The following is a 14,187-nucleotide window of genomic DNA, read 5'->3' on the forward strand; positions in this document are numbered from 1 at the left end:
GCCGCCCATCGTGGGGGCGGCGCCTGTCGGTGGCTGCCGCCGTAGTCCTTCCCCTGGCGCTAACCGCGTGCACGGACAACGCAGCCCCCGCGGCCACCGGCGGAGCCTCCGGGCCTATCCAGGTCACCAGCAGCAACGATGCCTGCAAGGTTTCCACGCAGAGCGCCAGGAGCGGCAACCTGACCTTCACCATCCAGAATGAAGGCAGCGCCGTTACGGAGTTCTACCTGCTCGCCGAGGACGGATTGCGGATCGTGGGCGAGGTGGAGAACATTGGCCCCGGCCTGACCCGGAACCTGGTGGTCACCGTCCCGGCCGGGAAATACACCACCGCCTGCAAGCCGGGAATGGAAGGAGGGGGCATCAGGGCCGCCTTCGAAGTGACCGAGTCGGGCAGCCAGGCCGCTGCGGACGGTAACCTCAAGGCGCTCTCGGAGCAGGGAACCGCGCAGTACCTCGCCTACGTCAAGGACCAGAGCGAGCAGCTGCTGGCTGGCACCAGGAAGTTCGCCGAGGCCTACTCCGCGGGCGACGCCGCCACGGCCCGCGGGCTTTACGCCTCGACGCGCATGCACTGGGAACGGATCGAGCCTGTGGCGGAGTCCTTCGGTGACCTCGACCCCAAGCTTGACGCCCGCGAAGCCGATGTGGCCGCAGGGGAGCAGTGGACAGGCTGGCACCGTGCGGAAAAGGACCTCTTCCCGCCCGCAGGCTACGCGGTTCTCAGCGCACCGGAGCGAGGCAAGATCGCCGCCGGGCTGGTGGCGGACACCGAGGAGCTCGTCAATCGGACGGGTTCTGTGGAACTGACGGCCGACAAGCTGGGCAACGGAGCCAAGGAACTACTCGACGAAGTGGCCACCGGTAAGGTCACGGGCGAAGAGGAGATCTGGTCCCACACCGATTTGTGGGACTTCCAGGCCAATGTGGACGGCGCGCGGATCGCGTTTGAGAGCCTGCTGCCGGTGCTGCGGCAGAAGGATCCGGAACTGGCCAGGAGCCTTGAGGCGAAGTTCGCCGTGCTGCAGTCCGAGCTGAAAACCCATGCCAAGGGTGAGGGCTTTGCCTACTACAACGAGCTGAGCCCTGAGCAGGTCCAGCGCCTTTCGGCCTTGGTGGATGCCCTGGGCGAACCGCTGTCCAACCTCACGGCGGCGGTGGTCCTGTGAGCGGCTGCCCGTTCGGAGGTCCGCGGCCCGACGACTCTGACCACTCCCAGGTCCCGCCGCACTCAGCGCCCGCGCCCGACAGCCCCGTCTCCGCCACCGAACCCCGGCCCGCCCGGCGCGCGCTCTCCCGCCGCGGGATGCTGTCCCTGGCAGGAATCGGCGGTGCCGGGGCCGTGGCCGGCCTCGCCGCAGGGCTGCTGGGGCACGACGCGGTGGTGGCAGCCGCCGCCGCGCCCGCTGCACCAGCGGATGACACCGTTCCGTTCCACGGCGAACGGCAGGCGGGGATCACCACACCGGCCCAGGACCGTTTGCACATGGCTGCCTTCGACGTCCTCACGGAGGACCGCGCAGACCTTATCCGGCTCCTCAAGGACTGGACGGCGGCCGCCGAGGCCATGACCCAGGGCCGGGAAACCGGGGCGACCGGAGCCACGGGAGGTTCTTACGACGCTCCGCCGCAGGACACCGGCGAGGCCTTGGGCCTGAGCGCCGGAAGGCTCACGGTGACGTTCGGCTTCGGCGCGGGTCTCTTCGAAAAGGACGGCAAGGCAAGGTTCGGGCTCGAGGGCAAACGTCCGGATGCCCTGATCGACCTGCCGCACTTCCCCGGCGACGATCTGCAGGCGGCCCGCAGCGGCGGGGACATCATTGTTCAGGCCTGTGCCGACGATCCCCAGGTGGCAGTCCACGCCATCCGGAACCTGGCCCGGCTGGGTTTCGGGAAGGTGCGGGTGCGGTGGTCCCAGCTCGGATTCGGACGTACCGCTTCAACGTCCCGTGCGCAGCAGACGCCCAGGAACCTGTTCGGCTTCAAGGACGGGACCAACAACGTCAAGGTGGAGGACACTTCACTGCTGGCAGAGCACGTCTGGGCGGATGCGGGAACCCGGCAGGGCGAGGCCTGGATGCAGGGCGGCAGCTACCTCGTTGCCCGTCGGATCCGGATGCACATCGAGATCTGGGACCGCACCTCCCTGGGCGAGCAGGAGGCCCTGATAGGCCGGACCAAGGCCGAAGGGGCGCCCCTGTCCGGAGGAACGGAGTTCACCGCTCCCGACTTCGCCATCAAGGGCAGGTCCGGCCAGCCGCTGATCGGCCTCTACTCCCACGTCCGACTGGCCCACGCGGACCAAAACGGCGGAGTCCGCATGCTCCGCCGCGGCTACAACTACACGGATGGGTCCGACGGCGTGGGCCACCTCGATGCCGGCCTGTTCTTCGTCGCCTTCGTCAAGGACCCCCGGACGCACTATGTGCCCATGCAGATGGCCATGGCCAAGCAGGACACGCTGGCCCTCGAATACCTGAAGCACACAGGTTCAGCCCTGGCCGCCGTGCCGCCGGGCATCAGGCCCGGCGGCTTCATTGGCGAGGGCCTCTTCAGTTGAGGGTTGTGACCTCACGTTCCTGCGCCCGCAGGTAGCTGAACAGCTGCCGGAGTCCGAACGTCCATTCCGGAAGTTCCTCGGCGGCCCCCACACGGTTGACGAGCGCGCCCAGGTGGCGGCTTTGGATGGTGACCACGTCACCTGCCTTGTGCGTGAACCCCTGCCCGGGAACATCCCGGTCCTGGGTGGGGGCGAACAGCGTGCCCGTGAAGAGCGCGAAACCATCGGGGTACTGGTGGTGCTTTCCGCAGGTGGCTGCCACCAACTCCTCGAACGGCCGACTGATCCTGGCCATGGAATTGCGACCCTCCAAGGTGTAGCCCTCCGGACCTTCCACCCGCAGCAGGATCTCTTCCTGCCGCAGGGTGTCCAAAGTGAAGGCGTCATCGAACAGCCGGATAAAGGGACCCAGCGCACTGGAGGCGTTGTTGTCCTTTGCCTTGCCCAGCAGGAGGGCACTCCGGCCCTCGACGTCGCGCAGGTTCACGTCGTTGCCAAGGGTTGCACCCACCACCGTGCCCCGCGAGGTGGCGATGAGCACGAGTTCGGGTTCGGGGTTGTTCCACGAGGAGAAGGAGGGAATGCCCACCCCCGCTCCGAGCCCCACTGAGGAGAGAACCGGCGCCTTCGTGAACACTTCGGGGTCAGGGCCGATTCCCACCTCCAGGTACTGGGACCACAGCCCTTCTGCAATCAGCACCCGCTTGGCCTCGGCTGCCTGGGCGGACCCTGGTGTTAGCGCGGCAATGCTGCCGCCGAGGGCCTTGCCCACCAGCTCGCGCATGGCCGTGGCCCGGCCGGCATCTCCGCCGCAGCGTTCCTCGATGACCCGCTCGATCATGCTGTCCACAAAAGTCACGCCGCAGGCTTTGATGACCTGCAGGTCCACCGGAGCCAGCAGATAAGCGCGGCTGGTGTCCTGCAGCAGCGAGGCATTGACGACGTCGGCGGTCTTCCACCGCGCTTCAGGGACCGTTCTGTCAGCCAATGCCCTTCGGACCTCCGCGGCGGGGTCGGCGCGCTCCAACAGCTCCGAGACCGTGCCGGCCAGGTGCTGGAGGTCGAAGATGTCCTCCCCGCGGACTGCCACCACCCGCGGCCCTGAGGTTTCGACGTCCCAGAGCCGGCCGATCAGCAACGCCTGCCCTGCATCCTCAGGCAGGATCGTTGCGGCGGCGTGCCCGGTGTTGGTCCGGCCGGCGCTCATCGCGGACCTTCAATCCCGGGCGTCCCAACCGCGGGGCCACGCCGGTGCCACTGACCATCCAGTCTTTGCGGCACGTTCCACGGGTTGGTTTCCCGCAGCGGTTCAGGCAGCCACGCTTCGGGGAAGGATTGGTATGCCACAGGCCGAAGGAAGCGGCGGATGGCGGACGTTCCCACGGAAGTGGTGGCCGAGGTCGTGGCTGGGTACGGACCGCCATGGTGCTGGGCGTAGCTGACTGTGACCCCGGTGGGCCAGCCGTTCCAGAGCACCCGTCCACTGAGGTCGGCCAGGCGGGCCGCAAGTTCGGCGACGTCGTCATCCGGCTCCGCTTGCAGGGTGGTGGTCAGCTGCCCTTCGAGCAGGCCGGCGAGTGCAGCCAGTTCGGACTCATCGCCATATTCCACCACCACGCTGGCCGGTCCGAACATTTCCTGCCGGAGGATCGAGGGATCACCGCGCACGGCGGAGGCAGTGGTGTGGAGCAGGGTGGGCGCCGGCATCCGCGCGAAGTCGCCTTCCACCAGGACGTCAACACCCGCCGTGCCACGAAGCTGTTCCACGGACTCCTGGTAGCCGTGGTGCAGCCGTTCACTCAGCAGCTCGGAAGGTGCGAAGCCGGAAAGCGCCTCGCTGAGCAGGCCGCGGATCTCTTCCCGCTGTCCGGCAGGGACGAACAGCAGTCCTGGCTTGGTGCAGAACTGACCCATGCCCATGGTGAACGAGGCGGCGTAGCCGGCCAGGATCTCGTCCCGGCGTGCTGTCCAAGCGCCCGGGGTCACGAAAACGGCGTTGATTCCGCCCAGCTCGCCAAAGAAGGGGATGGGCTCGGGCCGCGCTGCGGCACGGTCGAATAGCGCCCGGCCGCCCGCCGTCGAGCCCGTGAAGCCAATGGCCTTGACCAGCGGATGGTCCACCAATGCCTCCGCCGCGGGGCGGCCGGTCACGAGCGTGAAAAGGCCGGACGGCGCGCCCGCGCCCTCGAGCGCCGCGATCACGATCCCTGCCGTGCGCGCCGCGAGTTCACGGTGACCGTCGTGGGCTTTGTGCACCACGGCGCAGCCGGCGGCCAGCGCCGAGGCGCTGTCGCCGCCCATCACGCTGAAGGCAAACGGGAAGTTGGACGCCCCGAAGATCCCGACGACGCCGAGCGGTACGTTGTAGCGCCGCAGATCCGGCCGCGGGCCCATGCCCCAGCCGGCGTCGGCGTGATCGATCGTGGCGTCGAAGTGTTCGCCCTGCCGGATTTCCTCGGCGAAGAGCCGGAGCTGGAAGACGGTGCGCTTCAGCTCGCCCTGGAGGCGCGGTGTGCCGAGATGGGTTTCCCGTTGGGCGAGCTCCACGAGGGCCCCGGCGTCGTTTTCCAGCCCCGCGGCGGTGGCTTCCAGCCATGCGGCACGGCTGTTCGGGGAAGCCGCCCGGCCCTTTTCGAAGGCGGCGTGGGCGGCCGCCACGCTGGCGTTGAGGGCATCGATCGTGGTGGTCGTTGAATCGGTGGCCGTCGGGCTCGCGGTCATCGGACGGCACCCGCGGGAACCAGTGATGCTCCAGTGACGGCCGCGCGGTCGCCCACCTCGACCCAGCCCGCTCCGGCGGGGAATTCCCAGTGGGTCCGGGATGCGCCGAGCATCTCGGCGCCGGTCCCGGGGCGTTGGGGCGCGGTGTATCGGCCGTTCACGATGCGGACCGGTTCGGCGAAGTGCTCGTGCAGGTGGTCCACGTATTCGATCATGCGGCCCTCCTGCGTGCCGGTAACGGCGGCGTAGTCGAAGAAGGAGAAGTGCTGGACCAGCTCGCACAGGCCTACCCCGCCGGCATGCGGGCATACCGGTACATCAAAGCGCGCCGCAAGCAGCAGGTTGGCGATGTTTTCATTTACCCCGCCCACCCGGGTGGAGTCGAGCTGGAGGACGTCAATGGCGCCGGCCTGCAGGAGCTGTTTGAAGACAATGCGGCTGGCCACGGCCTCTCCCGTGGCGACGCGGACCGGCGAAACGCCCTTGCGGATCTCGGCGTGGCCCAGGATGTCATCGGTGCTGGTGGGCTCCTCGATCCAGTAAGGCTTGTATTCGGCAAGCTGGTTGACCCACTCGATTGCTTCGGGGATTTCCCAGCGCTGGTTGGCGTCGATGGCGATGGGGAGGTCCCCCACGGCCTCCCGGGCCAGGGCCATGCGGCGGCGGTCGTCATCGATGTCGCCGCCCACCTTCAGCTTGATCATCGAGAAACCGTCGGCGGCGGCCTCCTTGCTGAGCCGGACCAGCTTCTCGTCGCTGTACCCGAGCCACCCCGGCGAGGTGGTGTAGGCAGGGTAGCCGTCGGCCATAAGGGAGGCAATGCGGGCTGCCTTGCCTTCGTCGCCCGCACGGAGGATCTCCAGCGCCTGCTGCGGGTTGAGTGCGTCGCGGATGTGGGTGAAGTCGACCACGTCCACGATTTCCTCGGCGGGCATTTCGCTGAGGAGCAACCAGAGGGGCTTGTTTTCGCGGCGGGCACGGATGTCCCAGAGGGCGCTGACCAGTGCCCCCGCCGCCATTTGCGTGACGCCCTTTTCCGGTCCCAGCCACCGGAGCTGGGAATCGTGGACGAGTCGTTTGGAGGCGTTGCCAAGATCGTAGATCAGTTCGTTGATGTCGCGGCCCAGCAGAAGGCGGGCATAGGCGTCAATGGCGTGCGTGATGACGTCGTTGCCCCGTCCGCAGCTGAACACAAAGCCGTGGCCCTCCTCGCCCGCGTCGGTGCGGATGACCACATATGCGGCGGAGTAGTCCGGGTCAACGTTGACCGCGTCGGAGCCATCCAGTTCCAGGGACGTGGGGAAGCGAATGTCCTGGGTGGTGATGGATGTGATGGAAGGCATGGATCTCTTCTCTCGGTAAATTTCTGGGAAGTGAACGTGATTCCTATATGAATTTGTATAATCATATAGGAGCTGTGATCCAGATCAAGTACCGAGGGCGGCAAAAAGCCCCGGTCCGGCCGGGGCTTCCGTTACTTCCTTTACTCCACCATGTGCCGCCGGGGCGGCCCGGCATCCTCCAGCGGCGCGAGGGCCGGATTTCCCTCGAAGGCCTGTGCGAATCGTCCAAAGGAGTTCCGGATGTGTTCGGCCATGGCCACCTCGGCGCGCTCGGGCTCGCAGGCCTGGATGGCCTCGCGGATGGCCGAGTGTTCGGCCACGGTGATGGCGCCGTCCACATCGGCCGGGTAGAGCCGGAAGGTGTGCAGGTGGCAGTGGGTCTGCGCGAAGGCGTGGCGGACCACTGCGTTGCCGGACGCTGCCAGGATGGTGTCGTGGAAGCGTGTGTCGTGGGCCACGAGGTCCTGGCGGAGGTCGGCGTTGCCGTGCATGGTGCTGCGGAATGCGGCCAGTTCTTTTTCGAGGGTCCGCGCCGGGTTCGCCAGCCGGTCCACCGCCGCGGAACGGGCTGCCCACGGTTCCACCAGGAGCCGGAACTCAAAAAGTGAGCGCAGTTCGGCCAGATCCAGCAGGGGCGTGGTGCTGTAGCCGCGGCCGGGGTTGTACACCACCAGGTTGTCCCCCTCCAGGCGCTGCAGCACCTCGCGCACCGGGGTTTGGGAGACGCCCAGGCTGCGGGAGACGGCATCGATGTTGATCCGCGTCCCGGGGGCGATTTCGCCTTCGAGAATGGAAGCACGCATGGAGGAGTACACGTCGCTGACGGCGGCTTTGCCTCTGGAAGTGTCGGAAGACTGACGTGGGGGCACGTGCTGACCTCTTAGGGATGGTTGGGGTTGGAGTCGCTGGGGGAATCATATTCCACCGGGCGCGGCGCCGGGGTCTGGAGGATTTTTGTCCTAAGGCTTGATCCGCATCTCATTTTCTATATGATTAACCAGATTCCTATATGATTTTGGCGCCGATATCTTCGGCGTCTTCCCGCCGGCCGGTGCCCAACGCGCCCCAAAGCCATGTTTACGTCGAAGGAGACCGCATGACTGCGCTCGGAAGTAAGCTCGCCCCCCAATCCTCCTCCAAGCCACCCCGCGGCATGACCCGCACCCGCTGGGTCATCATCTGGCTCGCCTTCATCGGGTTGAGCATCAACTACCTGGACCGCTCAAGCCTCAGTGTCGCCTTGCCGTTTATGGGCAAGGATTTCGAGCTCTCGGCGACGCAGCAGGGCCTCATCTTCGCGGCCTTCTTCTGGGCATACGACTTCTGCCAGCTGGCAGCCGGGTGGTATGTGGACAAGGTGGGACCGCGGCGGTCATTCACCCTGGCCGCCCTCTGGTGGTCGGTCTTCACCATGGCCACGGCAATGTCCCGCGGGTTCTGGTCTCTTTTTGCGGCCCGGTTCCTGCTGGGCGTGGGCGAGAGCCCGGCCCCCAGCACCTCCGCCAAGGTGGTGGCCACCTGGTTCCCGGTCCGCGAACGGGCGTTTGCCACCAGCATCTGGGACTCGGGATCACGCGTGGGCGCTGTGATCGCGCTGCCCATTGTCACGATGATTGTGGCCATGACCTCCTGGCATGCCGTCTTCATCATTATCGGCGTTGCCGGCATCATCTGGGCCGCGGTGTGGTGGAAGGTCTACCGGAACCCGCAGGAGCACCCCAAGGCCAATGCGGCCGAGCTGGCCTACATCGCAGAAGGCGGCGCTCGAGGCGAAGCCAACGACGACGCCGGCGCGGCAAAGCTTCCGTGGCGTGCCCTGTTCAGGTACCGCACCATCCTGAGCATGATGTTCGGCTTCTTCTGCCTGAACAGCGCCATCTACTTCTTCATCACATTCTTCCCGAGCTACCTGGTCAAGGAGCGCGGCTTCGACCTGCTCAAGCTCGGCTTCTTTGGTGCGATCCCGGGTATCTGTGCTGTGGCTTGCGGCTGGCTCGGAGGCTACCTGGCCGACCGTGCCGTGCAGCGCGGAGCCTCAGTGACTAAAGTCCGAAAGACGGCCATTGCCGGTGGTCTGGCCGGGGGCTCTGTGATCATGTTTGCGGCCCTGGTGCCGGAGGCCTGGATGGCCCTGGCGCTGCTGTCCATCGCGTACTCGAGCCTTACGGTGGCAGCCACCGGCATCTGGTCCCTGCCCGCGGATGTCGCGCCCAGCTCCAAGCACGTCGGCTCCATCGGCGGCCTGCAGAACTTCGCCTCAAACCTGGCCGGGATCTTCACCCCGGTCCTCATCGGCGTACTGGTGGACCAGACCGGATCCTACGTGGCGCCCCTGGCCGTAATCGGGGCGGTGTCCCTGGTTGGCGCCGCCAACTACCTGTTTGTCATGGGCAAGATCGAGCCCTTGAAGGTCAAGGAAGCGGCAACGGCCAGCTGACGCGCCGCATATGAGGGCGGCAGCCCGGCGACGGGCTGCCGCCGCATTTGGCCTCCCCTTAACCGCTGGCCAACCGCCCTAACCGCTGGCTGGGCGGGAAGCATCGAGTCCGAAGCTCAGGCTCTTTTCATCGGAGGTGGCGAGCGTCAGCACGGCTTCTTCGACAAGATCGTGGTCCTCCAGGTCACGTTCCACCCGGCGGAGCGCCAACGCAACCTCGTGCTCGGGATGATCGCCTTTCATATCCACAGCCGCCACGAGGTACAGCTTGCGCGGCCCCACGAATTCCAGGTGCAGATACGTCAGCCGCTCAATTTCGGCGTGATCCAGTACCCGCGATGCCATGGCCTGCTCAATGTCGGGGGTCACGCCCTGGCCCACCAGGAAGCGGCGGTTCCGCTCGATCAGTACGACGGCGACGACGGCCAGCAGGAGCCCCACCAGGATCGAGCCCACAGCGTCCGGAATCGGAGATCCCGTGACCTGGTGCAGGAAGATGCCCGCGAAGGCAATGACCAGGCCGATCAGGGCGGCACTGTCCTCGGCGAAGACGGCGCGCAACGTGGGGTCGGAGCTTTTCAGTACCTGCTCGAGGGTGTGCCTCTCGAGCTCCCGGGCCGCTTTCCGCGCCTGGCGGAAAGCCTGAAAAAAGGACACGCTCTCGAAGACGAAGGCCACCGCCAAGACAATGTAGGCCACTGTGAAGTCACCGGCGGCCTCCGGTTCGAAGAGCTGCTGGATGCCGTGGGTGATCGAAGCCACGGCACCTGCCGTGAACAACCCGAAAGCGGCGATCATCGACCACACGTAGGCTTCCCGGCCGTACCCCATCGGGTGGGCATGGTCGCGCCGCTTCGATGACTTCTTTTCCGCGACGAGAAGCAGGATCTGGTTGCCGGTATCCGCCCACGAGTGGGCCGCCTCCGCCGTCATGGAAGCCGATCCCGTGATGAGCGCGGCGACGGTTTTCGCCAGCGCAACGAGCGTGTTCACTGCAAACGCGATGATCACGGTGACCAGGCTTGAACTGGATCGTTGTTCGGTTTCGTTGGCCATGAAGCCCACCGTACCCAAGAAGTTCTCCTTGTGGCGTCATGTTGGGTGCCAGGTCTATGGTTCAATGACGCGGCCTCGGACGGTTCAACCAGGAGGTCAGCTCGTCCTGGTTGCAGGTCGAACGTTAGCCCTTGGAAGTGCAGAGAGGAGAGCACGATGAGCAACGACGAGGAACCTGAGACAAAGGGTGTTACGGCGGAGTTACTGGCAACGGTTGACCTTGGTCCTGAGATCGAGGGAATGGCAGGGCGCCAGCTTCGGATGCGCATGGTGACCATCGCGCCGGGAGGCGTCTTCGGAGGACAAGGACACCACCCACTGGCTTGAGAACAGGGGAACGGTTCCGGCGTTGGAGATCTCGGTCGACATCGTCAGGCAAGAGTAAGCCCGCGCCTGATCCGGGCCGGCCGCGCTGACGAGCGCCCGCGGAACTGCGACACTATTCGGATGCAGGCCTTCTTCGACGGACTCCTCAACGCCAGCCCCGTGCTGGTGGCCTGCGTTGTGTTCGCCCTCGTGTTTGCGGAGGACGCCTTCTTCATTGGTTTCGTTATCCCTGGGGAAACCGCGGCAGTGGTGGGCGGAGTCATCAGCGGCAGGGGCGGTATTCCGCTGGTGGTGATGGTCGGTGTGGTGGTGTCCGCTGCCATTCTGGGGGACACCGTGGGCTACGAGATCGGAAAGCATCTGGGTCCCCGGTTGATCCGCTGGCGGCTGCTGGACCGCAAACGGGCACAGCTGAACAGCGCCAGGGAGTTCCTCCGGCGAAAGGGCGGCCCGGCGGTTCTCTTTGGACGGTTTACGGCTTTCTTCCGGGCCGTCATGCCTGCCCTCGCCGGGCTCAGTGCCATGCCGTACCGGCGCTTCGCCCTGTGGAATATCACGGGGGGTGTGCTGTGGGGGACAGCCTTTGTAAGCCTGGGCTTCGCCGCCGGGAACCTATACGAGCAAATGGCCCACATCGTGGGGAGTGCGGCCACCGTCGTGGGGTTTGCGGTGGCGGCGGCGGTTCTTGTCATTTGGCGTATCCGCCGGCGCTACGTGGGGGAGTCCGAGGAGCCTGCGTCCAAGGACTCCGGAAATCTCACGGAAACCTGACCGGCCTACTGTATTCACAAAACGTGTGGAAGGGATCTCTGATGCATCTGTTGCCCCGAGAGCAGGAAAAGCTCATGATCGTGGTTGCGGCCGACTTGGCCCGCCGCCGCCAGTCCCGCGGACTTAAGCTGAATTTCCCCGAGGCCGTGGCCATCATCAGCTATGAATTGATCGAAGGCGCGCGGGACGGCCGCACCGTGGCCGAGCTCATGAGCTACGGGACCACCCTGCTCTCGCGCGAGGACGTGATGGAAGGCGTGCCGGAAATGATCCATGACGTCCAGATCGAAGCCACCTTTCCCGACGGCACCAAGCTTGTTACCGTCCACGATCCCATCCGCTAGGGGCAGAAAGATGATTCCAGGCGAATACATCCTCCGCAGTGAACCGCTTGTGCTTAACGCGGACCGCGACGCGATCGACGTCGTGGTTATGAATACCGGCGACCGGCCCGTCCAGGTGGGCTCGCATTATCACTTTGCCGAAGCGAACCGGGCCCTGGAGTTTGACCGGCAGGCTGCCCGCGGCCGCCGGCTGGACATCCCGGCCGGCACCGCGGCACGGTTCGAACCGGGGGACCGGCGAACCGTCCGGTTGATCGACCTCGCGGGCAGCCGCGAGGTCCACGGACTCAGTAACGCGGTTAACGGAAAGCTCGACGACGGGGCTCCCGCCGCCGCAGGAGGGGGAGCACAGTGAGTTTCGAACTATCCCGGAAGCAGTACTCGGATCTGTACGGCCCAACGACGGGTGACGCCATCCGCCTGGCGGACACTGAGCTGTTCCTTGAGATCGAGAAGGACCTCACCGTGTACGGCGAGGAGGTGGTGTTCGGCGGCGGCAAGGTGATTCGCGACGGCATGGGCCAGAATGGCCAGGTGACCCGGGACGGTGACGTCCAAGGGGGAGCCGTCCCGGACACCGTCATCACCAACGTCGTCATCCTCGACTACACCGGCATCTACAAAGCCGACGTCGCAATCAAGGACGGCCACATTCTCCGGATCGGCAAGGCGGGCAATCCGCAGATCACCGACGCGGTGGACATCGTGATCGGGGCGAGCACCGAGATCATCGCCGGGGAGCGGAAGATCCTCACCGCCGGCGGGGTGGACACCCACATCCACTTCATCTCGCCGGACCAGGTTCCCGCCGCCCTGTGCAGCGGCGTCACCACCATGGTGGGCGGCGGCACCGGACCCGCCGAGGGCACCAAGGCCACCACCGTCACACCGGGCAAATGGCACATCCAGCGGATGCTGCAGGCGGCCGAAGGTCTCCCCATCAACATGGGCCTTTTAGGCAAGGGCCACGCGTCCGCCGTCGAGCCCCTGGCCGAGCAGATCCGTGCCGGCGCGATCGGCCTCAAGGTCCACGAGGACTGGGGAGCCACCACCTCCTCGATCGACACCTCACTGAAGGTTGCCGACGAATTCGACGTCCAGGTGGCCATCCACACCGACACCCTGAACGAGTGCGGTTTTGTGGAGGACACTATCCGGGCGATCGACGGCCGCGTGATCCACACGTTCCACACCGAAGGCGCCGGCGGCGGCCATGCCCCGGACATCATCAAGATCGCCGGGCTCCCCAACGTGCTGCCCGCCTCCACCAACCCCACGCTCCCGTACACGCGGAACACCATCGAAGAGCACCTGGACATGCTGATGGTGTGCCACCACCTGAACCCGGATATTCCCGAGGACGTGGCCTTCGCCGATTCCCGCATCCGCGCCGAAACCATCGCCGCGGAGGACGTCCTGCAGGACATGGGGGTTTTCGCTATCACGTCCTCGGATTCCCAGGCCATGGGCCGGGTGGGCGAGGTGATCACCCGCACCTGGCAGGTGGCGGACAAGATGAAAAAGCAGCGTGGCGTGCTGAAGGATCCACGGGGTGAGAGCGCAGCCGGGGCGCACGGCGCCCCCAACGGCTCCGGGGCTGAAAGCGACAACTTCCGCCTCAAGCGCTACGTGGCGAAGTACACCATCAACGCGGCCATCGCCCAAGGCATGGCGGACTTTATCGGCTCGGTGGAGGAAGGAAAGTTCGCGGACCTGGTGCTGTGGGACCCGGCGTTCTTCGGGGTCAAGCCTGAACTTGTGCTCAAGGGTGGCCAGATTGCCTATGCCCTCATGGGCGACGCCAACGCCTCCATCCCCACCCCGCAGCCGCGTACCATGCGGCCCATGTTCGCCGCCTATGGCAAGGCGCTGCAGCAGTCCTCCATCACGTTCATGTCCAAGGCAGCCATCGAGGCCGGGGTGCCCAAGGAGCTCGGCCTGGAGAAGATCGTCCGGCCGGTATCGGGAATCCGCAACCTCACCAAGGCGGACCTGAAGTACAACGACGCAACCCCCCGGATCGAGGTGGACCCGGAAACCTACAAGGTGACGGTGGACGGTGAGGACGTCACCTGCGAACCCTCGGATGTGCTGCCGATGGCACAGCGCTATTTCCTCTTCTAGGCTCCAGGAGCAGAGCAACATGATTATCGAGAAGATCCTGGGCAACCTGCACGAACTTCCGCCCGGGCCGGACCCCTACTTTGGGCTGCACAAGGAAAAGGTGGTGCTGCCCAGCGCCCAGCTGGTCAAACGCATCCAGCGCGTCACCACGGACCACGGCCAGGAACTGGGCATCCGGCTTCCCGCCGGATCCGGGGATCTGCGCGACGGCGACATCCTGCATGTGGCCGACGCCAACATGATCGTGGTGTCCGTTCTGCCCACGGACGTCCTGGTAATCGCTCCGCGGACCATCCACGAGATGGGCGTGGTGGCGCATTCCCTGGGCAACCGGCACTTGCAGGCCCAGTTCTTCGAGGCCTCCTCGGACTACGGGGCCGACGTGATGGTCTGCCAGTACGACCACACCGTGGAGGACTACCTCAAACACGTCGGAGTGCCATACGACCGCCAGGAACGCGTGATGCCCGTCCCCTTCCGCCATGCCGAACACAGCCACTAGTT

Annotated in this window: 14 protein-coding genes; 9 read left to right on the forward strand and 5 right to left on the reverse strand. The window is 65.8% G+C overall.

Annotated elements, in window-relative coordinates; all coding sequences use genetic code 11:
• Positions 1-29: 29 nt before the first annotated feature.
• The gene (efeO, locus tag ACP4XC_RS01865; RefSeq protein ID WP_427173196.1) at positions 30-1,169 is read left to right on the forward strand and encodes an iron uptake system protein EfeO; all 1,140 of its coding nucleotides are present in this window, start codon (positions 30-32) and stop codon (positions 1,167-1,169) included.
• Positions 1,166-2,560: an iron uptake transporter deferrochelatase/peroxidase subunit gene (efeB, locus tag ACP4XC_RS01870; RefSeq protein WP_427173197.1), complete on the forward strand. Its 1,395-nt coding sequence runs from the start codon at positions 1,166-1,168 to the stop codon at positions 2,558-2,560. The genes efeO and efeB overlap by 4 nt, the downstream gene beginning before the upstream one ends.
• On the opposite strand, the gene ACP4XC_RS01875 is transcribed toward efeB, so the two are convergent.
• From ACP4XC_RS01875 to ACP4XC_RS01890, 4 genes are all read right to left on the reverse strand, one after another.
• Positions 2,553-3,767 (reverse strand): fumarylacetoacetate hydrolase family protein, encoded by a 1,215-nt coding sequence (locus ACP4XC_RS01875; protein WP_427173198.1) that lies wholly within the window; start codon positions 3,765-3,767, stop codon positions 2,553-2,555. The two genes, efeB and ACP4XC_RS01875, sit on opposite strands and share 8 nt — an antisense overlap.
• Positions 3,764-5,281: an aldehyde dehydrogenase (NADP(+)) gene (locus ACP4XC_RS01880; protein WP_427173199.1), complete on the reverse strand. Its 1,518-nt coding sequence runs from the start codon at positions 5,279-5,281 to the stop codon at positions 3,764-3,766. Before ACP4XC_RS01880 ends, ACP4XC_RS01875 begins: the two co-directional genes overlap by 4 nt.
• On the reverse strand, positions 5,278-6,624 hold the full coding sequence (locus tag ACP4XC_RS01885; protein ID WP_427173200.1) for an enolase C-terminal domain-like protein: 1,347 nt from the start codon (positions 6,622-6,624) through the stop codon (positions 5,278-5,280). The genes ACP4XC_RS01880 and ACP4XC_RS01885 overlap by 4 nt, the downstream gene beginning before the upstream one ends.
• Positions 6,625-6,764: 140 nt before the next feature.
• Complete coding sequence (locus tag ACP4XC_RS01890; RefSeq protein ID WP_427173201.1) at positions 6,765-7,493, reverse strand: GntR family transcriptional regulator; 729 nt, start codon at positions 7,491-7,493, stop codon at positions 6,765-6,767.
• Positions 7,494-7,720: 227 nt separating this feature from the next.
• Between ACP4XC_RS01890 and ACP4XC_RS01895 the strand changes: the two genes are divergently transcribed.
• Positions 7,721-9,061 carry an MFS transporter gene (locus ACP4XC_RS01895; protein ID WP_427173202.1) on the forward strand — a complete coding sequence of 447 codons (1,341 nt, stop codon included), beginning with the start codon at positions 7,721-7,723 and terminating at the stop codon, positions 9,059-9,061.
• Between the two features lie 78 nt (positions 9,062-9,139).
• Here ACP4XC_RS01895 and ACP4XC_RS01900 read toward each other — a convergent pair whose 3' ends face one another.
• A complete protein-coding gene (locus ACP4XC_RS01900; RefSeq protein WP_427173203.1) occupies positions 9,140-10,117 on the reverse strand; it encodes a cation diffusion facilitator family transporter in 978 nt (325 codons plus the stop codon).
• Between the two features lie 156 nt (positions 10,118-10,273).
• Here ACP4XC_RS01900 and ACP4XC_RS01905 point away from each other — a divergent pair, with 156 nt between their 5' ends.
• From ACP4XC_RS01905 to ureE, 6 genes are all read left to right on the forward strand, one after another.
• Positions 10,274-10,444 carry a hypothetical protein gene (locus ACP4XC_RS01905; protein WP_427173204.1) on the forward strand — a complete coding sequence of 57 codons (171 nt, stop codon included), beginning with the start codon at positions 10,274-10,276 and terminating at the stop codon, positions 10,442-10,444.
• A gap of 120 nt (positions 10,445-10,564) precedes the next feature.
• Positions 10,565-11,215 (forward strand): DedA family protein, encoded by a 651-nt coding sequence (locus ACP4XC_RS01910; protein ID WP_427173205.1) that lies wholly within the window; start codon positions 10,565-10,567, stop codon positions 11,213-11,215.
• 41 nt (positions 11,216-11,256) lie between these two features.
• Entirely contained in the window at positions 11,257-11,559 is a 303-nt protein-coding gene (locus ACP4XC_RS01915) for an urease subunit gamma (protein ID WP_427173206.1), read from the forward strand.
• Positions 11,560-11,569: 10 nt separating this feature from the next.
• Entirely contained in the window at positions 11,570-11,914 is a 345-nt protein-coding gene (locus ACP4XC_RS01920; protein ID WP_427173207.1) for an urease subunit beta, read from the forward strand.
• Positions 11,911-13,683 carry an urease subunit alpha gene (ureC, locus tag ACP4XC_RS01925; protein ID WP_427173208.1) on the forward strand — a complete coding sequence of 591 codons (1,773 nt, stop codon included), beginning with the start codon at positions 11,911-11,913 and terminating at the stop codon, positions 13,681-13,683. The genes ACP4XC_RS01920 and ureC overlap by 4 nt, the downstream gene beginning before the upstream one ends.
• 19 nt (positions 13,684-13,702) lie before the next feature.
• Complete coding sequence (ureE, locus tag ACP4XC_RS01930) at positions 13,703-14,185, forward strand: urease accessory protein UreE (protein ID WP_427173209.1); 483 nt, start codon at positions 13,703-13,705, stop codon at positions 14,183-14,185.
• The last annotated feature ends 2 nt before the right edge of the window (positions 14,186-14,187 follow it).

This window comes from Arthrobacter sp. 92, from assembly GCF_050260325.1.
Taxonomy (GTDB): Bacteria; Actinomycetota; Actinomycetes; order Actinomycetales; family Micrococcaceae; genus Arthrobacter.

Excerpts from the sequence above, each read along its gene's own strand:
- ACP4XC_RS01875 (WP_427173198.1), bottom strand. The coding sequence starts at position 3,767 with ATGAGCGCCGGCCGGACCAACACCGGGCACGCCGCCGCAACGATCCTG.
- ACP4XC_RS01885 (WP_427173200.1), bottom strand. The coding sequence starts at position 6,624 with ATGCCTTCCATCACATCCATCACCACCCAGGACATTCGCTTCCCCACG.
- ACP4XC_RS01920 (WP_427173207.1), top strand. The coding sequence starts at position 11,570 with ATGATTCCAGGCGAATACATCCTCCGCAGTGAACCGCTTGTGCTTAAC.
- ACP4XC_RS01880 (WP_427173199.1), bottom strand. The coding sequence starts at position 5,281 with ATGACCGCGAGCCCGACGGCCACCGATTCAACGACCACCACGATCGAT.
- ACP4XC_RS01905 (WP_427173204.1), top strand. The coding sequence starts at position 10,274 with ATGAGCAACGACGAGGAACCTGAGACAAAGGGTGTTACGGCGGAGTTA.
- ureE (WP_427173209.1), top strand. The coding sequence starts at position 13,703 with ATGATTATCGAGAAGATCCTGGGCAACCTGCACGAACTTCCGCCCGGG.
- ACP4XC_RS01900 (WP_427173203.1), bottom strand. The coding sequence starts at position 10,117 with ATGGCCAACGAAACCGAACAACGATCCAGTTCAAGCCTGGTCACCGTG.
- ACP4XC_RS01895 (WP_427173202.1), top strand. The coding sequence starts at position 7,721 with ATGACTGCGCTCGGAAGTAAGCTCGCCCCCCAATCCTCCTCCAAGCCA.
- ACP4XC_RS01910 (WP_427173205.1), top strand. The coding sequence starts at position 10,565 with ATGCAGGCCTTCTTCGACGGACTCCTCAACGCCAGCCCCGTGCTGGTG.
- ACP4XC_RS01915 (WP_427173206.1), top strand. The coding sequence starts at position 11,257 with ATGCATCTGTTGCCCCGAGAGCAGGAAAAGCTCATGATCGTGGTTGCG.